At 64.2% G+C, this 21,907-nt stretch carries 23 protein-coding genes and 1 riboswitch; of the genes, 9 read left to right on the forward strand and 14 right to left on the reverse strand.

Features of this window, described 5'->3' with window-relative positions:
• Nucleotides 1–82: 82 nt before the first annotated feature.
• The 4 genes from ilvD to RID11_RS17545 all read left to right on the forward strand — a co-directional run bounded on the left by ilvD (nucleotide 83) and on the right by RID11_RS17545 (nucleotide 3,738).
• Nucleotides 83–1,840 (forward strand): dihydroxy-acid dehydratase, encoded by a 1,758-nt coding sequence (gene ilvD, locus RID11_RS17530; protein WP_350141440.1) that lies wholly within the window; start codon nucleotides 83–85, stop codon nucleotides 1,838–1,840.
• Nucleotides 1,821–2,516, forward strand: coding sequence for a hypothetical protein (locus RID11_RS17535; protein WP_350141442.1), 696 nt, complete (start codon nucleotides 1,821–1,823; stop codon nucleotides 2,514–2,516). The genes ilvD and RID11_RS17535 overlap by 20 nt, the downstream gene beginning before the upstream one ends.
• A gap of 72 nt (nucleotides 2,517–2,588) precedes the next feature.
• Nucleotides 2,589–3,347 carry a DUF6478 family protein gene (locus tag RID11_RS17540; RefSeq protein WP_350141444.1) on the forward strand — a complete coding sequence of 253 codons (759 nt, stop codon included), beginning with the start codon at nucleotides 2,589–2,591 and terminating at the stop codon, nucleotides 3,345–3,347.
• A 13-nt stretch (nucleotides 3,348–3,360) separates the two neighbouring features.
• Nucleotides 3,361–3,738 (forward strand): hypothetical protein, encoded by a 378-nt coding sequence (locus RID11_RS17545; protein WP_350141446.1) that lies wholly within the window; start codon nucleotides 3,361–3,363, stop codon nucleotides 3,736–3,738.
• 60 nt (nucleotides 3,739–3,798) lie between these two features.
• On the opposite strand, the gene RID11_RS17550 is transcribed toward RID11_RS17545, so the two are convergent.
• Together RID11_RS17550 and RID11_RS17555 are read right to left on the reverse strand one after the other, a co-directional pair.
• Nucleotides 3,799–4,611, reverse strand: coding sequence for an MBL fold metallo-hydrolase (locus tag RID11_RS17550; protein ID WP_350141448.1), 813 nt, complete (start codon nucleotides 4,609–4,611; stop codon nucleotides 3,799–3,801).
• Nucleotides 4,612–4,743: 132 nt separating this feature from the next.
• Nucleotides 4,744–5,955: a bifunctional alpha/beta hydrolase/OsmC family protein gene (locus RID11_RS17555; RefSeq protein ID WP_350141450.1), complete on the reverse strand. Its 1,212-nt coding sequence runs from the start codon at nucleotides 5,953–5,955 to the stop codon at nucleotides 4,744–4,746.
• Between the two features lie 198 nt (nucleotides 5,956–6,153).
• Between RID11_RS17555 and RID11_RS17560 the strand changes: the two genes are divergently transcribed.
• Nucleotides 6,154–6,897 carry a GGDEF domain-containing protein gene (locus tag RID11_RS17560; RefSeq protein ID WP_350141452.1) on the forward strand — a complete coding sequence of 248 codons (744 nt, stop codon included), beginning with the start codon at nucleotides 6,154–6,156 and terminating at the stop codon, nucleotides 6,895–6,897.
• A 116-nt stretch (nucleotides 6,898–7,013) separates the two neighbouring features.
• The gene (locus RID11_RS17565) at nucleotides 7,014–7,202 is read left to right on the forward strand and encodes a hypothetical protein (RefSeq protein WP_350141453.1); all 189 of its coding nucleotides are present in this window, start codon (nucleotides 7,014–7,016) and stop codon (nucleotides 7,200–7,202) included.
• Between the two features lie 6 nt (nucleotides 7,203–7,208).
• Here the strand turns inward: RID11_RS17565 and dddP are convergent, their stop codons facing one another.
• Nucleotides 7,209–8,549, reverse strand: a complete 1,341-nt coding sequence (dddP, locus tag RID11_RS17570) for a dimethylsulfonioproprionate lyase DddP (protein ID WP_350141454.1) — start codon at nucleotides 8,547–8,549, stop codon at nucleotides 7,209–7,211.
• Nucleotides 8,550–8,720: 171 nt separating this feature from the next.
• Here dddP and RID11_RS17575 point away from each other — a divergent pair, with 171 nt between their 5' ends.
• The gene (locus RID11_RS17575) at nucleotides 8,721–9,014 is read left to right on the forward strand and encodes an SCP2 sterol-binding domain-containing protein (RefSeq protein ID WP_350141455.1); all 294 of its coding nucleotides are present in this window, start codon (nucleotides 8,721–8,723) and stop codon (nucleotides 9,012–9,014) included.
• Nucleotides 9,015–9,044: 30 nt separating this feature from the next.
• On the opposite strand, the gene RID11_RS17580 is transcribed toward RID11_RS17575, so the two are convergent.
• The 11 genes from RID11_RS17580 to thiD all read right to left on the reverse strand — a co-directional run bounded on the left by RID11_RS17580 (nucleotide 9,045) and on the right by thiD (nucleotide 19,210).
• Nucleotides 9,045–10,673 carry an AMP-binding protein gene (locus RID11_RS17580; RefSeq protein ID WP_350141457.1) on the reverse strand — a complete coding sequence of 543 codons (1,629 nt, stop codon included), beginning with the start codon at nucleotides 10,671–10,673 and terminating at the stop codon, nucleotides 9,045–9,047.
• A gap of 97 nt (nucleotides 10,674–10,770) precedes the next feature.
• Nucleotides 10,771–11,556 carry a hypothetical protein gene (locus RID11_RS17585; RefSeq protein WP_350141459.1) on the reverse strand — a complete coding sequence of 262 codons (786 nt, stop codon included), beginning with the start codon at nucleotides 11,554–11,556 and terminating at the stop codon, nucleotides 10,771–10,773.
• A 160-nt stretch (nucleotides 11,557–11,716) separates the two neighbouring features.
• Nucleotides 11,717–13,231, reverse strand: a complete 1,515-nt coding sequence (gene gatB / locus RID11_RS17590) for an Asp-tRNA(Asn)/Glu-tRNA(Gln) amidotransferase subunit GatB (RefSeq protein WP_350141461.1) — start codon at nucleotides 13,229–13,231, stop codon at nucleotides 11,717–11,719.
• Between the two features lie 63 nt (nucleotides 13,232–13,294).
• On the reverse strand, nucleotides 13,295–13,978 hold the full coding sequence (gene tenA, locus RID11_RS17595; protein WP_350141463.1) for a thiaminase II: 684 nt from the start codon (nucleotides 13,976–13,978) through the stop codon (nucleotides 13,295–13,297).
• On the reverse strand, nucleotides 13,975–14,907 hold the full coding sequence (locus RID11_RS17600; RefSeq protein WP_350141465.1) for an ABC transporter substrate-binding protein: 933 nt from the start codon (nucleotides 14,905–14,907) through the stop codon (nucleotides 13,975–13,977). Before RID11_RS17600 ends, tenA begins: the two co-directional genes overlap by 4 nt.
• Entirely contained in the window at nucleotides 14,904–15,887 is a 984-nt protein-coding gene (locus tag RID11_RS17605; protein ID WP_350141467.1) for a ThiF family adenylyltransferase, read from the reverse strand. The genes RID11_RS17600 and RID11_RS17605 overlap by 4 nt, the downstream gene beginning before the upstream one ends.
• A complete protein-coding gene (locus tag RID11_RS17610) occupies nucleotides 15,884–16,480 on the reverse strand; it encodes a thiamine phosphate synthase (RefSeq protein WP_350141469.1) in 597 nt (198 codons plus the stop codon). Before RID11_RS17610 ends, RID11_RS17605 begins: the two co-directional genes overlap by 4 nt.
• Nucleotides 16,480–17,250 carry a thiazole synthase gene (locus tag RID11_RS17615; RefSeq protein WP_350141471.1) on the reverse strand — a complete coding sequence of 257 codons (771 nt, stop codon included), beginning with the start codon at nucleotides 17,248–17,250 and terminating at the stop codon, nucleotides 16,480–16,482. Before RID11_RS17615 ends, RID11_RS17610 begins: the two co-directional genes overlap by 1 nt.
• A gap of 1 nt (nucleotide 17,251) precedes the next feature.
• On the reverse strand, nucleotides 17,252–17,449 hold the full coding sequence (thiS, locus tag RID11_RS17620; protein WP_350141472.1) for a sulfur carrier protein ThiS: 198 nt from the start codon (nucleotides 17,447–17,449) through the stop codon (nucleotides 17,252–17,254).
• The gene (locus RID11_RS17625) at nucleotides 17,433–18,419 is read right to left on the reverse strand and encodes an FAD-dependent oxidoreductase (RefSeq protein WP_350141601.1); all 987 of its coding nucleotides are present in this window, start codon (nucleotides 18,417–18,419) and stop codon (nucleotides 17,433–17,435) included. Before RID11_RS17625 ends, thiS begins: the two co-directional genes overlap by 17 nt.
• Nucleotides 18,416–19,210 (reverse strand): bifunctional hydroxymethylpyrimidine kinase/phosphomethylpyrimidine kinase, encoded by a 795-nt coding sequence (thiD, locus tag RID11_RS17630; RefSeq protein WP_350141474.1) that lies wholly within the window; start codon nucleotides 19,208–19,210, stop codon nucleotides 18,416–18,418. Before thiD ends, RID11_RS17625 begins: the two co-directional genes overlap by 4 nt.
• Nucleotides 19,211–19,257: 47 nt before the next feature.
• Nucleotides 19,258–19,362, reverse strand: a riboswitch (TPP riboswitch).
• Between the two features lie 128 nt (nucleotides 19,363–19,490).
• On the opposite strand from thiD, the gene RID11_RS17635 reads away from it, so the two are divergent.
• Nucleotides 19,491–20,858, forward strand: a complete 1,368-nt coding sequence (locus RID11_RS17635) for an MmgE/PrpD family protein (RefSeq protein ID WP_350141475.1) — start codon at nucleotides 19,491–19,493, stop codon at nucleotides 20,856–20,858.
• The gene (locus RID11_RS17640) at nucleotides 20,855–21,826 is read left to right on the forward strand and encodes a D-2-hydroxyacid dehydrogenase (RefSeq protein ID WP_350141477.1); all 972 of its coding nucleotides are present in this window, start codon (nucleotides 20,855–20,857) and stop codon (nucleotides 21,824–21,826) included. The genes RID11_RS17635 and RID11_RS17640 overlap by 4 nt, the downstream gene beginning before the upstream one ends.
• Nucleotides 21,827–21,907: the final 81 nt, after the last annotated feature.

Raw genomic sequence — 21,907 nt, forward strand, 5'->3', positions numbered from 1 at the left:
GGCGGGCCTGGTGTTGCAATCGGCTTGCCCCGCCCGCGGCTCTGGCCTAGACCGAATTCCAGCTAATTCCGGGAGGCCCCAAATGACCAAGTTCGACAAAGCCAAATTGCCCAGCCGTTACGTAACAGAAGGCCCGGCACGCGCGCCGCACCGGTCCTATTACTATGCCATGGGGATGACCGAGGCGGAGATTCATCAACCGCTCGTCGGTGTGGCGACCTGCTGGAACGAGGCCGCGCCCTGCAATATCGCGCTGAGCCGTCAGGCGCAGGCGGTCAAGGGTGGCGTCAAGGAGGCCCACGGCACCCCGCGCGAGTTCACGACCATCACCGTCACCGACGGCATCGCCATGGGGCATGAGGGCATGCGCTCGTCGCTCGCCTCGCGCGAGGCAATTGCCGACACGGTGGAACTGACGATGCGCGGCCATTGCTATGACGCGCTGGTGGGGCTTGCGGGCTGCGACAAGAGCTTGCCGGGGATGATGATGGCGATGGTGCGTCTGAATGTGCCCTCGGTCTTTATCTATGGCGGTTCGATCCTGCCGGGCAAGGCACCTCAGATCGATGAGATCCCCGAGGAATTCCGCACCCGCGACCTGACGGTGCAGGACATGTTCGAGGCCGTCGGCTGGAACCAGAACGGCACCATGTCCGACAAGGCGCTTGATGCGCTCGAGCGTGTGGCATGTCCATCGGCGGGGGCCTGCGGCGGGCAATTCACCGCCAACACCATGGCCTGTGTGTCAGAGGCGATCGGCCTTGCACTGATGAATTCGTCGGGCATGCCTGCCCCGTATGAGAGCCGCGACCAATATGCCGAGGCGTCTGGCCGCGCGGTAATGGACCTGCTTGAAAAGAACATCCGCGCCCGCGATGTGGTGACGCTGAAATCGCTTCAGAACGCCGCCCGCGTCGTGGCCTGCACCGGCGGCAGCACCAATGCCGGGCTGCACCTGCCTGCGATTGCGCATGAGGCGGGGATCGATTTCTTCCTCGAGGATGTCTGCGAGATTTTCCGCGACACGCCCTATTTCGTGGATCTGAAACCGGGCGGGGCCTATGTCGCCAAGGATCTTTATGACGCGGGCGGTATCCCCGTGGTGATGAAGGAGCTGCGCAAGGCGGGCCTCATTCACGAGGATTGCATGACCGCGACCGGGCGCAGCATTGGCGAGGAACTCGACCTGATCGAGCGCGAGGCGGACGGCAAGGTCATCTATCCCATCGACGCCCCGATTACCAAGACCGGCGGCGTGGTTGGCCTCAAGGGCAATCTCGCACCGCAGGGGGCCATCGTGAAGGTGGCGGGCATTGCCCCCGAACATCAGGTCTTTACCGGCCCCGCGCGCGTGTTCGAGTGCGAGGAGGATGCCTTTGAGGCCGTGAAGGCGCGGCAATATGAGGAGGGCGAGGTGATCGTCATTCGCAACGAGGGCCCCGCAGGCGGCCCCGGCATGCGTGAGATGCTGTCGACCACGGCCGCGCTCTCGGGGCAGGGCATGGGCAAGAAGGTGGCGCTGATCACCGATGGCCGTTTCTCGGGTGCGACGCGCGGGTTCTGCGTCGGCCATGTCGGCCCCGAGGCGGCGCATGGCGGGCCGATTGCCCTGATCGAAACGGGCGACGTGATCACCATCGACGCGATCAAGGGCGAATTGTCGGTGGCTCTCTTGGACGAGGAATTGGCCAAGCGCAAGGACGCGTGGCCCGGCCCGCGTGAGACGATTTATGCCTCCGGCGCGATCTGGAAATTCGCGCAATTGGTGGGCGAGACCTACAAGGGCGCTGTCACCCATCCGGGCGGCAAGGCTGAGCGGCATGTCTACATGGATCTCTGAGACGGCTGTGGCCCGGCGCGGAATGACGCTGCGCGCCGGGCTGTTGCTTGTCTGCCTGCCGCTTGCCGCCTGTCTCGAAGGGGTGGGTGAGGCCGGGCCGGATGATGCGTTGCGCGCCGTGGCGTTTTACGACGGTAATGTTACCGTGACCGGCCCGCGCGGCTATTGTATCGACCGCAGCAGTATCAAGCGCGGCCCGGCCGGGCGGTTCGCCCTGCTGGCCAGTTGCGAGAGCCTGACGGATCAGCCAGGCATTGCGGTGGAGCCGGCGGTGCTGACTGTCGCGGTGCTGCCGCGTGCCGCTGACGCCCGGCAGCCCGACACAGCGGCGATGACCGCAGCACTTGGTGCCGATGCCGTGCGCGAGACCGAGGATGGCGACGGTATCGCCATCGTGCACATTGCACAGGGTGGCGACACGGTGTTGCCCGGGGGTGATCCATCCTATTGGCGGGCGAGCATGGTGATCAACGGCCATCTGGTGGGGCTCGCCGCCTACGGCCCCAAGGACGGGGCCATCGCGGGAACGGGCGGGCGCGATTTGCTGCGCGATCTTGCTGAAACCCTTCGCGCCGCCAGCCCGGGACCGGACAGTGTCACCCGGAATGTGACGAAGACCGCCAAACAGGGCCGGGCAGGCGGGTTATTCCGCGGATTGTTTCCTGTTTCGAATTAATGTTATTCAGAGGCGGTGACTTTATAGCATGGGGCCTTCCCGCCTGAGAGGCTTGGCAAAGGTGCGTTCTGCATGAAAATTCTCGATGTCGTGATGCACCAGCGCAGCCTGCGAAAATGGCGGGGTGCTGCGCGCAACGCGTCGATGATGAATATCAGTGCCCTGCGTCGGGCACGGGCGCAGGCACGCAAGCTGATGTATTCCCTCAACGAGGTGATCTCGGTCGCTGACAACCGTCTTGCGTTGCCGATGATCGGCTCCAACGCCTTTCCGCGCCCGCACGGCACCGATTGGGCCTGGCGCCCCGAAGTCTGGCGTGAACCGCTGCCGGTGCCCGGTATGGCGTCGGTGCAATCGAAATCCATGCTGGGGCGCGAGGTGACGCTGTTTCACGACTGCGGCCATTCGGAACTGTCCCTGCGCCAGCTGCGCAACAGCCGCGAGGCCGATCTTGCCCCCTATGGCCTGCGTATGGATGTTTTTGCCTTCGACGGCTCGTTCCTGTCGCTGGTGCTGGATTTTCCGCAACAGGCGGTCGACGGGCTCACGCGGCGGCACCTGATCCGCATGGACACCATCGTTGAACTGGAAAAGCCGCTCGAGATCTTTGCCCGGCTGAACATCAAGCACGGGCCGAACACCGAACAGATCGTCCGCGAATTGCCGCTCAACGAGGAAGAAATCATGGTCGAGTTCGATCTGGCCTATTCCAACCTCAATGAAAAGCGGGTGGAACGCGCCTGGATCGACCTGATCTTCGAGAATCCGCAAATGAGCCAGGTCGTGCTGCGCGACGTCACCTTCAGCCGCCGCCCGCGCGCCGACCTCTAGGAAAGGAGCGATCATGTCCGATCTGACACTGACCAAGACACGGCTTTTCGAGGGGGTGTGGGAAGGCGTGCTCTCGGGTGAGCCCATGACCGGGACCAAACCGGAGATCGAGGTGACGCACCATCAGGACCCGATTGCAGGCGTCGAGGTGATCGCCCGCCCGGATGCGGGTGATTGGGTGGTGCGCGTGCCGGTCCCGCCCGAGAAGATCGCCGACGGCGTTCAGACATTCGTGATCCGTGATCGCGCGACGGGGGCGGTGCTCGACAGTTTCGCGCTTCTGGCGGGGGATGTGTTGAGCTATGATATCCGCGCGGAAATGGCGCTGCTGCGCGAAGAGCTGGACCTGTTGAAGCGTGCATTCCGGCGGCATTGCCTGGAAACGATGTAGGCGCAGTTCCGACGTTCACGTGTAAAGGCCGATGATGGCGCTGCGCATTGCTCCCGCGCCTTACTCTCCTTCTCGCAGATAGGCCGGGCGCAGCACGATTATGCTGGGCCGGTCCGGCAGGCTGCGCAATGAGACCTCGATTTCGTTCACCCCGGGGCGCAGGATTGCGAAATCGCCCTCCATCCCCGCCAGAAACCGCTCCAGTGAGCTGTCGGTGAACCAGTGCATCGGGATCACCACGCTGGCGCGCACCCGGCGCAGCACGTTCATCATGTTCTCGATATTCATGGTAAAGCCGCCATCGACCGGGGCCATCACCACATCCATCCGGCCAAGCGCGGCATATTGATCGTCCGACGGCTCGTGATGCAGGTGGCCCAGATGTGCGATGCACAGCCCTTCGGCCTCGAAGACGAAGATCGAGTTGCCGTTGGGCTCCACCCCGCCGCCCGAGCGGATATCCGTCGGGATGTTGCGCACCAGCATGCCGCCGAGATCCAGGTGATGGTCAATGCCTTGCCCGAAGTCGCCCCAGCCGGGCAAAATATGCGGGATCGCCGGGTCGGGATTGGCTGTCCAATGGGTGGAGTGGGCGTGGTTCATGGTGACGATATCGGGGATGAAATCAACATTACCGACAAAGCCGGTGAAATCCGTCACCGCGTTGTATCCCCCCGCCTGAATGAGAAACGAGGCATGCGCGATATAGCGGATGCGTGCGGTAAACTCTGGCAGGGGATCGCGAAACCCGGCCTTGTGCAGATAGTCCAGCCCGGGCGTCGCGTCCGCCAGCGCAATGCAATGGCTTGGGCGGCGGTCCTGCGCCGTGGCGGGCAGGCCAAGCACCAACATGACAAGAAGCAGTCGGATCATCGTCAGTCCTCCTTTTTGTCTCAAGGAGGATAGCACGGTTTTACGTCGCGTCAGCCTTTTGCGGCGCAGAGCGGGCGCGCGACCGGGTAATACAGGCCGCCGAACGCCGGTTTTGCGCAAGAATTGATCAGGTCATGCCGCGCGGGTCTCGACGATCGAGGACCGCTCCAATGTGCGGTGCACCGGGCATTTGTCGGCGATCTCCATCAGCTTGTCGCGCTGTTCGTCGCTCAGATCGCCCTCAAGCCGCACCACGCGGGTGAACTTGTCGGCCTTGGCATCGCTGCGGCTGTCGGCATCCTGCGCATGCACTTTGTCATGGCAGACATCGACGCTCACGTGATCGAGCGGCCAGCCCTTGCGCCGGGCATACATGCGGATCGTCATCGAGGTGCAGGCCCCAAGCCCGGCCGCGAGAAAGCCATAGGGCGACATGCCGCGATCGGTGCCGCCATAGGCCGAGGGCTCGTCCGCGAGCATGTGATGGCCGGGTCCCGCGTTCACATCCTGCAAGAAGCCGTCTGCATCGGCCTCGGAGACGCGCACAACGCCCTCGGGCGCGCCGGGCGGCGGGGCAGGCGGTGTGAGATCTAGATAGCGCGTGGCCCATGCGGCAATCACCTGTGCGGCATATTCGGCATCGTCGGGATCGGTGATCAGGTGATCGGCATCATCAAGCGTGACAAAGCTCTTGGGGTGCTTGGCCGCCTTGAAGATCTCGGCGGCGTTCTCGACCCCCACGGTGGCGTCGCGCGGCGCGTGCATCACCAGAAGCGCCCGGTTCAGATGGGCGAGCCGCTCGGCAAGGTTCTCGGCGCGCACATCCTCGACAAAGGATTTGCTGATCCGGATGGGACGACCGCCCAGCGTCACCTCGGCCACGCCATCTGCCTCGATCTGCTCAAGCGCACCTTCGAAATTATGCGTCACATGGCTGGGATCGAAGGGCGCGCCGATGGTGGCGACGGCGCGCACGCTGTCGATGCTGCCCGCCGCCGCGAGCACCGCCGCACCACCCAGACTGTGACCGATCAACAGGCGCGGGGCCATGTCGCGCGCGGAAAGCGCCTCGGCGGCAAGCTCCAGATCGCGCACATTCGAGGTGAAGGAGGTGTTCTCGAACTCGCCCCCCGAATGGCCCAGCCCGGTGAAATCGAAGCGCAACACGGCGATGCCTGCACCGGCCAGTCGCGCGGCGATGCGCCGAGCGGCGGGAATGTCCTTGGAGCAGGTAAAGCAATGCGCAAAAAGTGCGGTGGCCAGATGCGGCCCCTCCGGCAGATCGAGCCGCGCGACGAGATCGTCGCCGGAATGTCCGGTGAAGGTGAGGCGTTCGGTGGGCATGGCAGGTCCTCTTGCAAATCGCGTTGTCCTGAGACTAGGCAGCCGCCCGACGCATCGCCACCCCCCGCCGGAACGCGTCACGCGAAGGTGAGGCTTTGTCGCAATTTCCTCAAATCCCGCGCATTTCGCAGGGCAGCAGCCACCGGTCGTTAACGGTTGCGCGCCATGCTTGACCGGGGTTGAAGGAGAGGGGTGTCCATGCCTTGGCAGGTCCGAACGCGAATGGACCAGATCCGCTTTACGCTGGCGATGTCGCTGATCGTTCTGGTGATCAGCGCGGCGTTGCGCCCCTTGATGCTGCCGCCCGAGCTTGTTGCACCGACGCTTGTGCCGGGGGCCGCAATGGCCGTGATGATCGCTGCGCCGATTGGCTGGATCACCGCATGGCGCCTGCGGGCTGTGCATGATCTCAGCGCACGGCTGGAACATGCGCTGCATCACGATCTGCTGACCGGCGTGCGCACACGGGCCAGTTTTTACGACGCCGTGCGCGCACTGGAGGGTCAGCCTTGTGTCGTGATCGTTGCGGATATTGACCATTTCAAAGGGTTCAACGATTGCCATGGCCATTTCGCGGGCGATCAGGCCCTGCGCCAATTCGCGACCATCCTGGCCAGCAATTGCCGGGGCACGGACCTTGTCGCGCGGTTCGGGGGCGAGGAATTCGTGATCGTGCTGCCGGGGGCGGGCATGGAACAGGGGTTCACGGTCGCAGACCGCCTCGCCGAACGCGTACGCTCGAGCGCGATCTACGTCGGAGAACGCAGCCTGTCGCTGACCGCGAGTTTCGGTGTCGCGCCGCTGCCAGCGGGTGGCAACATGGATCAGGCGATCGAGCAGGCCGACCGGGCGCTGTATCAGGCCAAGCATGCCGGACGTGACCGCGTGTGTCGCTATCACACCGGGCTGAAGGGACCGGCAACGCTCCGGGAGGTGAGTTGACCCAACGCAACAGTATAATCACGAAAAATGATGCCATAAATCATAAACATTCGTTTTCATAATGGAAGAGGCGTGCCTACCTCTTGTCCTGTACCCGCCAAACAAAGGACAGCACGATGCCCCACGATATCCATCTCACCCCCGCCTCTCGCCCCGGTCGTATTCCCCGCTTTGCTCTGGGGCTTGGCCTTCTGGCACTGCTGGTGGCGATCCTCGCCTCAAGCCCCGCGCCGGAACCGCTCAACACAGGCGCGGCCGCGGCCGTCCATGAGGATTGGCACGGCAATGTGCGCCGCTCGAACTGACCGGGGTCACTCGCCCATCAGCGCCGGATCGAATGGATAGCGCGTCAGGTTCTCATACCCGTCCTCGGTGATGAGAACCTGATCTTCCAGCTTGATCGAGAAATCGCCCCCTACCTCGCCCACCAGCGCCTCGACGCAGAGCACCATGCCCGCCTCCAGCGGATAATCGAAGGCGCCGGGCACCGCGTGATCCGGATAGGCCACCAGCGGCCACTCATCACAGAGCCCGACGCCATGCATCAGACAGCCGTATTTCTGCGCCTGGTAGCGCTCCTCCAGAACATGGGTATTGGCGCTCAACTCGGGGATCATCACGCCGGGTTTGAGCATCTCCATATTGGTCCGGATATGCTCGACCGCATGGCGCATGGCGTGGATCATGTCGGGGCGGGGTCGTGCATCGCCGATCCACCAACTGCGCGAGATGTCGACGCAGATGCCGTAGCTGCCAATGAGGTCGGTGTCGAAACTGACGATCTCGTTGTTTTGCGCAATGCGCGGCCCGCATTCCTGAAACCACGGGTTGGTGCGCGCGCCCGAGGCCAGCAGCCGGGTCTCGATCCATTCACCGCCGCGCCGGATGTTCTCGGCATGCAGCACCGCCCAGATGTCGTCCTCGCTGGTCTGGCCGAGCGGCACATTGGCCCGCGCAAACGCCTCCATCGCCGCGACCGAGGCCTCACAGGCATGGCTTGCGCAGCGCATGGCGCGAATTTCATCCGGTCCCTTGACGCTGCGCGCCTTCTCGGTGACTTCCTCGCCCTCCATCACCGTGAACCCCTGCGCCTCGAGCGCGCGCAATCCATGCAGCATCGGCTTGTCCACCGCCAGCCGCCGGTTCCCCGGCGCATGCTCAGCCAGGATCGCGCGCACGTCATTCGCAAAGACATCGGCGGCCACATCCACCTTGTCGCCCCGGTCGAAATAAAACAGATCCGCGCCAGAGCGCACCTCGCGCACCAGCGGGTTGAACGACGACAGGAACGGCGCGTTCTTGTAATCCCACATCACCATGTGCCCATCGGCGCACAAGAGCACGGCGCGGAACGGGTTATGCGCGTTCCAAAGCTGCATGTTGGTGCTGTCTGTGGCGTAACGGATATTCAGAGGGTCGAACATCAGAAGGCCCGCGTAATCGCGATCCACGATATGCTGCGTCAGCCGCGCCCACCGATAGCGGCGCATTTCCTGAAGGTCGGGCAGGTCCAGCCCCGCCGCCGCCCATTCGGCAAAGGCCAGTTGCGTCGGCCCGATCTCGATCCGGTCGGCATCGTTGGGCGTGTTGTCACCGAGGGTGGCCCCGCGCGTCGGATCGATCTTGCGGGTGTCGCGGCAATGGGTGTTCATCGGCGGCCCTCCTACTGCCCATGTGACAAGAGTGCCATGCGCCGCGCGCGTGGCGCGCCCGATTGCGACATGCCGCGTGGTCGTATTCTTGCCGTGCCCGCGATGTGACGCGAGGTTTCGCTTGAAGCGGCGCGCGCGACGGCGATGATCCGGGCTAAAAGGAGCCCTTACATGACCACGATCATCGACGATTACATCACCACCCTTACCCCCAAGGCGCGCGGGCGAATCAAGGGGGTGGCCAAGCTGATCATCGCCGATCACGGCACCGTCATGCTGACCGAAGACGGGGCCGCGCCGGGCGACGAGGCGGCAGATGTGGTCCTATCGGCCAGCGACGAGGTGTTCCGCAATATCCTGTCAGGCGCGCAGAACCCGGTCATGGCCTACATGTCGGGCAAGCTGAAGGTCGAGGGCAACGTGCAACGCGCGCTCAAGGTCAGCAGCATCCTGACCGAGGGCTGACACGCCGGGCCGCCTGACGATTGTCTGCAGTCACAGACCCCGCGCTATCTGGCGCAGCTCAAACTTCTGGATCTTGCCGGTCGAGGTCTTGGGCAATTCCTGAAAGACCACCGATTTCGGTGTCTTGAACCCGGCCAGACGCTCGCGGGCAAAGGCGATGAGGTCAGCCTCTTCCGCCGTCGCGCCATCCTTCAACTCGACAAAGGCGCAGGGCACCTCGCCCCATTTCTCGTCCGGCCGCGCCACCACGGCACATAAAAGCACCGCCGGGTGCCGCATCAGCACCCCCTCCACCTCGACCGAGGAAATGTTCTCACCGCCCGAGATGATGATGTCCTTGGCCCGGTCGGCGATCTGCAAATAGCCGTCGGGATGCTGCACGGCGATGTCGCCGGAATGGAAATAACCGCCCTCGAATGCCTCCTGCGTGGCCTTGGGGTTCTTGAGATAACCCTTCATTACCGAATTGCCGCGGATCATGATCTCGCCCTGCGCCTGCCCGTCCATCGGGGTCTGCTGCATGGTCTCGGGGTCCATCGCGGTGATGTCCTCCATCATCGGCATCAGGACACCGGTGCGCGCCTTGATCGCATAGCGGTCTTCGTCGCCCAGATCGTTCCAGCCCTCCTGCCACAGGCATTCGGTGACATGGCCATAGGTCTCGGTCAGCCCGTAGACCTGCGTCACCTGAAACCCGAGCGGCTCGATCGCGGCCAGCGTCGCGGCGGGGGGCGGGGCACCGGCGGTGAATACATCGACGATATGATCGAACGCCCGCCGGTCCTCGGCCTTGGCGTTGACGATGGTGTTGAGCACGATGGGCGCGGCCCCGAAATGGGTGACGCCCTCATCGGCGATGGCGTCATAGATCGCCTTGGCGGTGATGTCGCGGCAGCACACGGTGGTGCCGCCCAGCACCGGCATCATCCAGACATGGTTCCAGTTGTTGCAATGAAAGAGCGGCACGATGGTCAGATACCGCGGATAGCGCCGCATGTCCCAACTCACGACGGTGCCCATGGTCATGAGGTACGCGCCGCGATGATGGTAAACCACGCCCTTGGGGCGCCCCGTGGTGCCCGAGGTATAGTTGAGCGCGAGGCTCTCCCATTCGTCCTGAGGCATGATCCACTCGAACTCGGGGTCGCCGGTGGCCAGCAATTCCTCGTATTCCATGTAGTGCCCGTGGCCATGCACGCCCGCCTGATCGTCGGCCACCTCGATGATGCCGGGGGCGGGGCGCTCCATCAGTTCGGTGGCCTGCATGAGCGTGGGCAGGAATTGCGGATCGCAGAGCACCAGCCGCGCCTCGCCGTGATCGAGGATATAGGCGATGGTGTCCGCCTCGAGCCGGGTGTTGATCGCGTTGAGCACTGCCCCCGCCGCCGGCACGCCGAAATGCGCCTCGCAATGGGCGGGGATGTTGGGCAGCAGCGTGGCCACCACATCGCCCGGCTCGATCCCGAGACCCGCCAGCGCCGAAGCGAGCCGCGAGACGCGGGCGTGATACTCGGCATAGGTCTTGCGAAACCCGTGATAGACCAGCGCCTCGCGATCCGGAAAGAGATGCGCCGCGCGCCGCAGATGCGACAACGGCGTCAGCGCCACGAAATTCGCGGCACAGCGGTCCAACCCGGTCTCGTCCTTCATCCAGCCCATCGAACCCTCCCTGATTCTCCCTCGCGGGTCCGGAGAGATTAGGCAAGTTCAGGGCGCTTTCAAATGGGCAAGATCGGATGTGCAGGGCTGCGCAGGGCTATTTCGGCGCGCGCACGACGGGAACGCCCTCAAGCGTGTCCAGCCGGTCGGTGACATCCGCATGGTCGAAAAGGGCATGCACCGCGCGCACGAGATCTGTCAGCCGCTCGAAATCCATCGGCCCGCCTTCAAAGATCGAAGACCACATTAGACTATGATCAATCGTGAAGCTGTTACTTTCCCGATACTTCAGATAGATATTGCAGTGATAGCGTTCGCGTGGTTCTACCGTAGGGTCGCCTCGACAGGTCATGCGGTGGTCGGGAATATCCGAACCTTCTGGTCGGTCGAAAACATACAATGCATTGTCAGGAATATTTCCCTTTTCTGCAGAGCCTGGGTGGTTTCTAAAAATTCTGTCATTGACCCAGATCTGGTAGTCGGCGCTGCCAAGTCGAATATCGCCTATGCGTTTGGGAAATTGGCGCTTTTTATTAGCCAAAGTGGTGCTGTACCAATTTTCGTGGTATTCTACCATTCCCCATAGGAAACTCGGAGCATCTGTCTCGGCTTCTACTTCGCTTGCCTTTGATCCTTTTGATCCAATTGACACATGCCTGTAATCCGCTTGCGGATCGTTGGTGTAGGGAAACCCATTACCCGGGGCGCCGCACAGGTGAAAGAACCGTCCTCCAAGCTCGACAATGCGCCCGTTAGGAGCAAAGCGTTCCTCGGGCCAACAATAGGGCGAATTGGCATCAGAAAGGGCAAGGCCCGGCTGCAAGGCGATAAAACTCGCCAAAGCCAGCACGCCACGTAAGGAAACCTGAGTTAGACGGAGCATTCTCGACAAACCACGCGTTACGTGAAACCTGCCTCATTCAAACAATTCTGTATTGTTTTCCAAGCAATTTTTCCGCCAAGGCGGTTGATCGAGAGAAATAAACAGTAATTCGTCCGCGCGAATATAAGTGCCCGCCGATCAGCCCCGGGGAGTGGGGCATTTACAGCCCCAGCTTCGCCGTCACGATCTCGTTCACCGCCTTGGGATTGGCCTTGCCGCCGGTGGCCTTCATCACCTGCCCCACGAACCAGCCCGCCAGCTTGGGGTTTCCTCTCGCCTTTTCCACCTGTGCGGGGTTGGCGGCGATGATCTCGTCCACGGCTTGCTCAATCGCGCCGGTGTCCGTCACCTGCTTCATGCCGCGCGCCTCGACGATGGTCTCGGGGTCGCCGCCTTCGGTATAGACGATCTCGAAGAGGTCCTTGGCGATCTTGCCGGAAATGGCGTCGGACTTGATCAGCCGCACGATGGCGGCCAGTTGCGCCGGGCTGACCGGGCTGTCCTCGATGGAATGGTCTTCCTTCTTCAACCGGCCAAAGAGTTCGTTTATCACCCAGTTCGCCGCCAGTTTGCCGTCGCCCACGCCCGCCGCGACCTGCTCGAAATAGCCGGCATTGGCGAGATCGGCGGTCAGCACGCTGGCGTCATATTCGCTGAGCCCGAATTCCAGCACGAAGCGGGCCTTCTTGGCGTCGGGCAGCTCGGGCAGGTTGGCCGCGATCTCATCCACCCATTCCTGCTCGATTTCCAGCGGCAGCAGGTCGGGATCGGGGAAGTACCGGTAATCATGCGCCTCTTCCTTGGAACGCATGGAGCGGGTCTCGTTCTTGTCCGGGTCATAGAGGCGGGTTTCCTGCACCACCTCGCCGCCCGCCTCGACAATCGCGATCTGGCGGCGAGCCTCGTAGTCGATCGCCATCTGGATGAAACGCATGGAGTTCATGTTCTTGATCTCGCAGCGGGTGCCCAGATGCGAGAAATCCTGTGTCTCCTGGTATTTCTCGTACTGCCCCGGACGGCAGACCGACACGTTGACGTCGGCGCGCAGGTTGCCGTTCTGCATGTTGCCGTCGCAGGTGCCCAGATACCGCAGGATCTGGCGCAGTTTGGTGACATAGGCGGCGGCCTCTTCTGGGCCGCGGATATCTGGGCGGCTGACGATCTCCATCAGGCAGACGCCGGTGCGGTTCAGGTCCACGAAGGACATCGCCGGGTCCATGTCGTGAATGGATTTGCCCGCGTCCTGTTCCATGTGGATGCGTTCGATGCGCACCAGCCGTGCGATGCCCGGTTCCATGTCGACGAGAATCTCGCCCTCGCCCACCAGCGGATGATAAAGCTGGCTGATCTGGTAGCCCTGCGGCAGATCGGGGTAGAAATAATTCTTGCGGTCAAACGCCGACCAGAGGTTGATCTGCGCCTTGAGGCCCAGCCCGGTGCGCACCGCCTGCTCGACGCAAAACTCGTTGATAACCGGCAGCATGCCGGGCATCGCCGCGTCGACAAAGGCGACGTTGGAATTGGGCTCGGCGCCAAAGCGGGTGGAGGCGCCGGAGAAGAGCTTGGCGTTGGAGGCCACCTGTGCGTGCACCTCCATCCCGATGACAAGTTCCCAGTCGTGTTTCGCCCCGGCGATGACCTTGGGCTTCGGGGATTCGTAGGTGAGATCCAGCATCACGCGGCTCCATGCTCTGACTTGGCCCGCGTTCTACGCGGCAGGGGCCAAGGGGGCAAGGGGCTAGCGCCCGAAGCTGAGCCCCATATCCCAGAACGCCACCTCGAGCCGTGTGGCAGTGGTGAAGCGGTGGCAGAGCCGGTCCCATCCGGGGGTCGTCGTCGGGTCATCGCCCAGACGTCGCGACACCGCCCCGTCGAAAAGCGCGCCCGCATCGCGGCAGACCTGCTGATAGTCGTCGCCTGCATAGGTGGCGATCCAATCGGCATAAGGGTGATCATCAGGCACCGGCCCCAATCGCGCGCCGATCTCGCCATAGCCCATGACGCAGGGTGCCAGTGCCGCCAGCAGGTCGAGGAAATTCCCCGAATGCCCGGCATCGAGCACGTAGCGCGTATAGGCGAGATTGGCGGGGTGTTCCTCGGCGCTGTAGAGGTCGTCCTCGCTTAACCCCGCCTCGGCGCAGGTCTTCACGTGCAGGCTGAGTTCGTGATTGACGAGTGCGTCCACCGTGGAGGCACAGGCGCGCATTTCCTCCAGCGCGTCAGCCTTGGTCACGGCCAGCGCCCAGGCGCGGGCGAAATGGATTAGAAAGACATAATCCTGCACCAGGTAGCCGAGGAATGCCTTGCGCGGCAGCGTGCCCTCGCGCAGCCCCTCGACAAAGGCGTGATGGGTGTAGTCCTGCCAGACCGTGCCCGCCGCATCGCGCAGGCGGGGAAAGGTCACTCCGTACTCATGTGTCATTCTGCGTTCAGGTCCATGGCAAGGCCCGAAACGGGCGTGTCAGTCTCGATCATCCCCGCCTCCAGCAGGAATTGCTCGAACCGTTTGTAGCGCGCGTGATCGAGGGCGGCGGGCCGGGTGGCGAAGCGCGGGAAGGTATCGACCCAGGCTTTCTTGTTCAGCTCGTCCTGCAACTCGCGCGACGTTCCCGCGAAGATCTCCCAGCTTTCCTGCGGATGGTTCATGATGTATTGCGTCGCCCGCTCGGTGGCATGCAGGAAACGGCGGATCATGTCGGTATCCATGGTCTCGGGATTGGCCACATAGATCAGCTCGTCATAGGCGGGCACGCCCTCTTCCTCGATATAGAAACAGCGTCCCGGCACGCCTTCGATCTCCATCTGGTTGAGCTCGAAATTGCGATAGGCCCCGATCACCGCATCCACCTGCCCCGACATCAGCGAGGGTGAGAGCGACCAGTTGACGCTCACCAGTTCGATATCATCGAGGCTATGCCCGTGCTGGGCGAGAATGGTCGAGAGCAGCACCTCCTCGACGCCCGCCACGGAAAAGCCCACCTTGCGGCCCTTGAGATCGGCGGTGGATTTTACCGGGCCGTCCTTTAGCACCAGCAGGCAGTTGAGCGGCGTGGCGACCAGCGTGCCCACCCGGCGCAGCGGCAGCCCATTCTCGATCTGCATATGCAATTGCGGCTGATAGGAAATCGCCAGATCCGCCTGCCCGGCCGCGACCATCTTGGGCGGATCTGAGGGATCGGCGGGTGCCACCACCTCGACCTCCAGCCCGGCCTCTTCGAAATAGCCCAGCTCCTCGGCCAGGATGATCGGCCCGTGATCGGGATTCACGAACCAGTCGAGAATCAGGGTCATCTTGTCCTGCGCCAGGGCCGGGGCGGCCAGTAGTGCGAGGATCAGGGTGATGTATCTCATGTGTCGTTCTCCTGTTGAGCATCGCCGAGGGCGATCAATGCAATCTCTCCGTCCCAATGACCGCGCAGTCGCGTCGCGGCCTGCCACGAACGCAGGCCGGACCGGCAGGCCAGCACGGCGCGCGCGCCTTGGGGCGTCGTGTCGGGGTGATCGAAATCGGTAACCGTCCGCCGGGTCGCGTCCGGCAGGGCAGGGCCGGATTCGTCCTCCGCCCGCAGATCGACGAGCCAGTCATCGGGCGCAATCTGCGCAGGCGCAATAAATCCGAAGCCGCGGTCAGGTTCGGGCGCGCCGTCGAAGCGGAAGCCGCCGAAGCGGTGGCCAATGGCCTCGAAACTGACGAGCTGCCCGAGGGGTTGTGGCTCTATTCCAGCCAGAACGGACATGGCCATCTGTGCCTGAAGGCTACCGATGACGCCGACGGCCGGACCCAGCACGCCATCTGCATCGCAACTGCCGAGACGGTCCGGCAAGTCGGGGAATATCGCGCGCAATGACGGCGCGCCGCCGCAGAACCCGCCGCAATAGCCGGAGGTGCCCACGACCGAGGCGCTTATCAGCGGCTTACCCTGTTCAAGGCAGGTGTCAGAGAGCACATAGCTTGCGGCGAAACTGTCGGCGCAGTCCAGAACCAGATCAGCAACGGCCACGTGGTCCGATGCATTCAACGGATCAAGCGGCTCTAACACGGCTGAAATTGCGCAGTCCGGGTTGAGTGTTGCCATATGAACGGCGGCGATCTGCGCCTTGGGCAGGCCGATATCCTCCGTACGAAACAGCGTCTGCCGGTGCAGGTTGCTCAGGGATACCCGGTCGCCATCCATCAGGGTGATCCGGCCCACGCCTGCGCCCACGAGGTATTGCAACACGGGCGCAGCAAGCCCGCCTGCGCCAACAACGAGCACATGCGCCGCCGCCAGCCGATCCTGACCGGCTGGCCCGAACTCCGGCAGGGCGATCTGGCGAGCATAGCGGTTCATTTCGTGGCCTCGATCCATTGCCGCACCCGTGCCTCTGGATCGGCGTTCAGCGTGATATCCGTCACCGCCGAAACCACATCGGCACCGGCGTCGAACGCGCCCTGCGCCCGCTCTACCGACATGCCGCCGATGGCGATGAGGGGGATGTCACCGATCAGCCGCTTCCACTCGGTTAGCTTCTCCAGCCCCTGTTCGTGCCATTTCATCTTCTTGAGAATGGTCGGGTAAACCGGGCCGAGGGCCACGTAGTCCGGGTCATGCGACAGCGCGCGATCGAGTTCGGCATGGTCATGGGTGCTGAGGCCCAGCTTGATCCCGGCGCGGCGGATGGCGGGGATGTCGGCGATGTCCAAGTCCTCCTGCCCGAGGTGCACCCAGTCGCAGCCAAGGTCGATGGCGATCTGCCAGTGATCGTTGACCACAAGGATCGCGCCCGCGTCCCGACACAGGCTCTGCGCCTGCTCAATCTGCTGTTTCAGTGCTTCGCCGGTCAGGTCCTTGATCCGCAACTGCACCAGCCCAACGCCAAGTGGCAGCAGACGCCGCAGCCACTCGGTATTGTCGACTATCGGGTAGAAACGCGGCAAGGCCATCAGGTAAACGCCCTCCCCAGCACCGGCGTCGAAGGCGCGGCCATGTCGCGCGGCTCCATCGGATCGGCCTCATAGCCAAGACGCCCGGCCTCCAGCGCGCGGGCAAACCCCTCGGCCATCGCCGCCGGATCGCCCGCCTTGGCCACGGCGGTGTTGAGCAGCACCGCGTCATAGCCCAACTCCATCGCATGGGCGGCCTGCGACGGCACGCCCAGCCCCGCATCGATCACCAGCGGCAGGTCGGGGAAATGCGCGCGCAAACTGCGCAGCCCGTAGATATTGTTGAGCCCCAGCCCCGTGCCGATTGGCGCGCCCCAGGGCATCAGCACCCGGCACCCGGCCTCGACCAGCCGTTCGCAGAGCACCAGATCCTCGGTGCAATAGGGAAAGACCTGAAATCCGTCATCGGTCAGGATGCGCGCCGCCTCGACCAGCCCGAACGGGTCGGGCTGCAACGTGTCGGCATGGCCGATCACCTCCAGCTTGATCCAGTTGGTGTCAAAGAGTTCCCGCGCCATCTGCGCCGTCGTCACCGCCTCGCGCACCGAATGGCAGCCCGCAGTGTTGGGCAGGACATGAACGCCCAAGTCACCGATCATGTCCCAGAACGCCTGCCCCGCGCGTTCGCCCCCTGCCTCGCGGCGCACCGAAACGGTCGCAATGCCCGCGCCGGAGCGTTTGAACGCCTCGGCAAGGATCTTGGGCGAGGGGTATTGCGCGGTGCCCAGCATCAGGCGCGATGTGACCTCGGTGTCGTAATATGTCGGCATGTCAGCCCCCTTGCCGCGGGGCCACGATCTCCACGCGGTCCCCGTCATTCAGTCTCTGTTCCAGCCTGAGAGCGGCGGGAACGAAAGTCTCATTCACCGCCGTCGCGACCTTGGCCTCGCCATAGCCCTGCTCGATCAGCAGCGCGTCGAGTGTCTCGGCGGCGGTCTCCTGTGCGGTTCCGTTAACCGTGATCTTCATGGACAAACTCCGATTTTTCATTCTCGCGTGTCATCAGCCCGGCGGTCATCCGTGCCACTGCAGGTGACAACAGAAAGCCGTGGCGGAAGAGGCCGTTGACGTGGATCGTGTCGCCCCTGCGGGTGACGCGCGGCAGGTTGTCGGGAAAGGCGGGGCGCGCGTCGGCTCCGATCTCCAGCACTTCGGCTTCGCCAAAGGCCGGGTGCAGGGCATAGGCGGCAGAGAGCAATTCCATCACCGACCGGGCCGATGCGCGGTTGCGTTCCTCGCTTTCGATCTGCGTCGCGCCCAGCATGAAAACGCCGTCGCCGCGCGGCACGATATAAAGCGGAAAACGCGGATGCAGAAGGCGCACCGGCCGTGTCAGGGTCACATCCGCCGAACGAAGCACCACCATCTCACCCTTGACGCCGCGCAGATCGGGCAGGCTGTCTTGTGCCGCCAGCCCGCGACAGTCGATCACCGGGCCGGTGGGGGCAGCATCGTCTTGCTCGAACCGCGCACCCGTGTCCTCCAGCCGCTTGCGCAGATGCATCAGCGCCGCGCGCGGGTCGATATGCGCCTCGTCTGCGAAAAAGAGCGCGCGGTCGTGGCGGTCGGCAAGATGCGGCTCTAACTCAGCCAGGTCCTCCCCGGTGACCAGCCGATGCCCGGTAGTGCGACGGGCGAATTGGTCGAGTTCGCGGCGATCGCGCTGCAAGGTCACCACCAGCGATCCACGCCGGATCACCTCGACACCCTGCGCCTGCCACCAATCGGCGGCCTGTTGGCCCAGCCGCACCACCGGTTCTTCGGCGGTGAATCCCTCGCAGAAGGGCGCGAGCATGCCACCCGCCCACCACGAACAGCCATGCGCACCGGGCTCGGGCGCGGGATCGCGCAGGGTGACGGCGATGCCCCGGTTCATGAGTTCGGTGGCCACGCACAGTCCGACAATGCCCGCGCCGCGGATTGTGACAGCTTCGGTCATCTCCATACCTCGTGAAAATGATGTACAGGCCCGTGCCCCTGCCCGATCCCCAGCGCGTCTGCCACCAGGATCGCGCGGTGCAGCCAGTCATGGGCGGCCTCAACCGCCTGCGCTAGCGTCAGCCCCTTCGCCAGCCCCGCCGCGATGGCCGACGAGAGCGTGCAGCCGGTGCCATGCGTGTTGCGGGTGGCGATGCGAGGCGCGTCGAGGCGCGTTACCTCCTCGGCGATCAGCCAGTCGGTGCAGGTTTCACCCTGCCCGTGTCCGCCCTTCATCAACACGGCTGCGGCCCCCATCTCGCGCAGCCGCGCGCCTTGGTCCTGCATATCAGCGTCGGTTTTGGCCTCGGCACGGCCCAGCAATGCCGCCGCCTCGGGCAGGTTCGGAGTCAACAGGTCGGCACGCGGCAGCAGATGCGCGATCAGCGCCGCCCGCGCCGCATCAGGCAAGAGCCGGGCACCGGATTTCGCCACCATCACCGGGTCGAGCACCACGGGGCCGTGATACCCCTCAAGTGCCTGCGCCACCGTCTCGATCAGCGCGGCATCGCCCAGCATGCCGATCTTTATGCAATCGACCCTGATATCGCCCAAAACCGCCGCAATTTGCGCGGCGACCGTGGCGTTGGGCACCGGGTGCACATCGGTCACGGCCCGTGTGTTCTGCGCGGTCACGGCGGTGATCACGCTCGCACCGTAGACGCCAAGCGCCGAAAAGGTCTTGAGATCGGCCTGAATGCCCGCGCCGCCACCGCTGTCGGAGCCTGCGATTGTCAAAGCTGTGGCAACCATCTGCCGTTCCTCTCAGTCTATGCGGGGAACGGACGGGGGGCGCGCGAGGCGTGCGACGGTCCGTTCCCTACGCCGGTGTTAGCCGGATCAGGTTCGATGGGTTGGCGCATCGCCTCTCAGCCCGTGCATTCCGGGCACCCCAACGGAGTTGCCAAATAGGTAACAGTCAGAATGGGCGCTCGCAAGGGGGGAAAGCGGGACAGGAAATGTCGCAAACCACCCGCAAGACACGAGCGGCCTGCGTCACGATGGAGATGAGCCGATCCTGAAAGGTGCGATCATGTCCTACGCTGCCAATCCGTTACAGTTCGATCCGATCGCGCGCTTCGCGCTCGATCCCGCCTTGGCCTTGCCCGAAGAGGTGCTGACGCAGACTGCGACCTTACTTATTGACACATTGGGGGTCGCGGCAGGGGCAGCGTCGCTCGATGTGGGGCGGATCGCGCGCGATTTCGCCTGCGATTTTCATGGCGCGGCGCGTGAGGATCACAGCGCGACGCTGCTTTTCGACGGGCGTCGCTGTGCCATGCCGGGAGCGGCCTGGGCACTGGCGACGCAGATCGACAATCTTGACGCCCATGACGGGCTGAACGCGACCAAGGGGCATATCGGCTGCGCACTGGTGCCCGCGCTATTCGCCTTTGCCGAAGCGCGCCCCGATCTGACCGGGCGGCAGGCGCTGAGTGCTCTTGCCATGGGCTACGAGGTGGCGGCGCGCGCTGCTGTCGCGCTGCATGCCACGGTGAGCGACTACCACACCTCGGGGGCTTGGAACGCGCTGGGCGTGGCCGCGCTCGGGGCGCATCTGCGGGGCTGTGACGCGGGGGTGCTGCGCCACGCGCTGGGTATCGCGGAATATCACGGGCCGCGCAGCCAGATGATGCGCGAGATTGCAAGCCCCACGATGCTGCATGACGGCTCTGGCATGGGGGCGTTTGTCGGAATTTCGTCCCTGTTACAGGCCGAAAGGGGCTTCACCGGTGCACCGGCGATCACCGTCGAGGGGGAAGAGGTGGCGCATGTCTGGGCTGATCTCGGTCGCGACTGGACAGTGATGCGCAACTATATCAAGCCCTACCCGATCTGCCGCTGGGCGCATGGGGCGCTCGAGTGCCTGCGGGTTCTGGTGGAGGAGAAGGGCGTCAGCCCGGATCAGATCGAGACGCTGGAGGTGGCCACCTTCGCGCAATCCGCCGCCCTCTTTCCGGGGATGCCCGCGACCACGAGCGAGGCGCAGTATTCGCTCGGCTTCGCGCTCGCGGCCTATCTCGTGCATGGCCGCATCGGACCGGATGAGATCACCGGTGAGGCGCTGCACGACCCGCGCGTGGCGGCGATGCACGCCCGCATCACCCTGCGCGAAGAGCCGCGCCATTCCGCGCGGTTCCCCGAGGGGCGATGGTCGGACGTCACGGTGCGGCTGACGGGCGATAGAGAGGTACACTCGGGCGATTGCAACGCGCGCGGCGGACCCGAGGGACCGATGCCCGAGGCCGATATCCGCGCCAAGCTGTCGGTGATGGCCGGGGGTGCGCTCTCGGAGGGGCGGATCGCGGCGCTGTGGGAGATGCGCCACCGACTGCTTGACCAGGGCACCGAATTCTCGCAGCTTGCAAGCCTCGTCACCCCCGGACCGGACAGGCCATGACCGATACCCCGCGCCTCCTCATCCATACCAGCGATCCCGCGCCGATGCTTGACCGGCTGGCCGAGGTCGCGCCCGAGATCGAGGCGCGCGGGCATGACAGCTACGAGAGTCTTGATCAGGTGCTGGCCGAGTTCCGGCCCGATATCGCCTACTCCGTCGCCTTCCACGGTCGCACGGGCTATCCCCGCGAGGCCCTGCTGGGCGCGCAAGGCCCGCGTTGGATCGCCGTGGGCGGGGCCGGGGTGGATCATCTGACACCCTGGGATGCGGGCGCGGTGACGGTCAGCAACGCGGCCGGGGTCGCCGCCCCGATGATTGCGGAATACGTGTTCGGCGCGGTGCTGCATTTCACGCTCGATATAGACGGGATGGCGGCGGATCGCGCGGCGCGCCACTGGCCACCGAACCGGCTGATGACGCCGCTCAAGGGCAAGACCATTCTGATCGTCGGGCTGGGCCATACCGGTCAGGCGGTCGCGGCACGGGCCAAGGCGTTCGGCCTGCGGGTGATCGGCACCCGCGCCCGCCCGCAGCCGATGGAGAATGTGGACGAGGTGCACCCCGCTGCGGCGCTGCCGGATCTCTGGGGCAAGGCGGATGTCGTGGTGCTGTCGGTGCCGCTCATCCCCTCGACGCGGGGCCTCGTGAACTCACGCGCGCTGATGGCGATGAAGCGGGATGCGATCCTTGTCGATGTCTCGCGCGGCGGTGTGCTGGACGGCGCGGCGCTGGTCAATGCGATGCGGGCGGGGCATCTGCGCGGTGCCGCGCTCGACGTGTTCGAGACCGAACCGCTGCCCGCAGACAGCCCGCTCTGGGGGCTCGACCGGGTGATCCTGTCGCCGCATTGCTCGGCGGTACATGCCGATTGGGCGATGCAATCCTTCGAGTTGTTCCTCGAGAATCTCGACCATTGGCGTAGGGGCGAGAGCCTGTTCAATATCGTCGATCCGCAGCGCGGCTACTGACACGAAAAAGGCCCCGCCATGAGGGCGGGGCAGGTCAGTGGTGCCCGATCAAGTCAGGCCTCGGGCACCGGCGGTGAGGGT

This window comes from Roseovarius sp. (genome assembly GCF_040219995.1).
Lineage (GTDB): Bacteria > Pseudomonadota > Alphaproteobacteria > Rhodobacterales > Rhodobacteraceae > Roseovarius.

Excerpts from the sequence above, each read along its gene's own strand:
- ilvD (WP_350141440.1), top strand. The coding sequence starts at position 83 with ATGACCAAGTTCGACAAAGCCAAATTGCCCAGCCGTTACGTAACAGAA.
- RID11_RS17535 (WP_350141442.1), top strand. The coding sequence starts at position 1,821 with ATGTCTACATGGATCTCTGAGACGGCTGTGGCCCGGCGCGGAATGACG.
- RID11_RS17540 (WP_350141444.1), top strand. The coding sequence starts at position 2,589 with ATGAAAATTCTCGATGTCGTGATGCACCAGCGCAGCCTGCGAAAATGG.
- RID11_RS17545 (WP_350141446.1), top strand. The coding sequence starts at position 3,361 with ATGTCCGATCTGACACTGACCAAGACACGGCTTTTCGAGGGGGTGTGG.
- RID11_RS17550 (WP_350141448.1), bottom strand. The coding sequence starts at position 4,611 with ATGATCCGACTGCTTCTTGTCATGTTGGTGCTTGGCCTGCCCGCCACG.
- RID11_RS17555 (WP_350141450.1), bottom strand. The coding sequence starts at position 5,955 with ATGCCCACCGAACGCCTCACCTTCACCGGACATTCCGGCGACGATCTC.
- RID11_RS17560 (WP_350141452.1), top strand. The coding sequence starts at position 6,154 with ATGCCTTGGCAGGTCCGAACGCGAATGGACCAGATCCGCTTTACGCTG.
- RID11_RS17565 (WP_350141453.1), top strand. The coding sequence starts at position 7,014 with ATGCCCCACGATATCCATCTCACCCCCGCCTCTCGCCCCGGTCGTATT.
- dddP (WP_350141454.1), bottom strand. The coding sequence starts at position 8,549 with ATGAACACCCATTGCCGCGACACCCGCAAGATCGATCCGACGCGCGGG.
- RID11_RS17575 (WP_350141455.1), top strand. The coding sequence starts at position 8,721 with ATGACCACGATCATCGACGATTACATCACCACCCTTACCCCCAAGGCG.
- RID11_RS17580 (WP_350141457.1), bottom strand. The coding sequence starts at position 10,673 with ATGGGCTGGATGAAGGACGAGACCGGGTTGGACCGCTGTGCCGCGAAT.
- RID11_RS17585 (WP_350141459.1), bottom strand. The coding sequence starts at position 11,556 with ATGCTCCGTCTAACTCAGGTTTCCTTACGTGGCGTGCTGGCTTTGGCG.
- gatB (WP_350141461.1), bottom strand. The coding sequence starts at position 13,231 with ATGCTGGATCTCACCTACGAATCCCCGAAGCCCAAGGTCATCGCCGGG.
- tenA (WP_350141463.1), bottom strand. The coding sequence starts at position 13,978 with ATGACACATGAGTACGGAGTGACCTTTCCCCGCCTGCGCGATGCGGCG.
- RID11_RS17600 (WP_350141465.1), bottom strand. The coding sequence starts at position 14,907 with ATGAGATACATCACCCTGATCCTCGCACTACTGGCCGCCCCGGCCCTG.
- RID11_RS17605 (WP_350141467.1), bottom strand. The coding sequence starts at position 15,887 with ATGAACCGCTATGCTCGCCAGATCGCCCTGCCGGAGTTCGGGCCAGCC.
- RID11_RS17610 (WP_350141469.1), bottom strand. The coding sequence starts at position 16,480 with ATGGCCTTGCCGCGTTTCTACCCGATAGTCGACAATACCGAGTGGCTG.
- RID11_RS17615 (WP_350141471.1), bottom strand. The coding sequence starts at position 17,250 with ATGCCGACATATTACGACACCGAGGTCACATCGCGCCTGATGCTGGGC.
- thiS (WP_350141472.1), bottom strand. The coding sequence starts at position 17,449 with ATGAAGATCACGGTTAACGGAACCGCACAGGAGACCGCCGCCGAGACA.
- RID11_RS17625 (WP_350141601.1), bottom strand. The coding sequence starts at position 18,419 with ATGACCGAAGCTGTCACAATCCGCGGCGCGGGCATTGTCGGACTGTGC.
- thiD (WP_350141474.1), bottom strand. The coding sequence starts at position 19,210 with ATGGTTGCCACAGCTTTGACAATCGCAGGCTCCGACAGCGGTGGCGGC.
- RID11_RS17635 (WP_350141475.1), top strand. The coding sequence starts at position 19,491 with ATGTCCTACGCTGCCAATCCGTTACAGTTCGATCCGATCGCGCGCTTC.
- RID11_RS17640 (WP_350141477.1), top strand. The coding sequence starts at position 20,855 with ATGACCGATACCCCGCGCCTCCTCATCCATACCAGCGATCCCGCGCCG.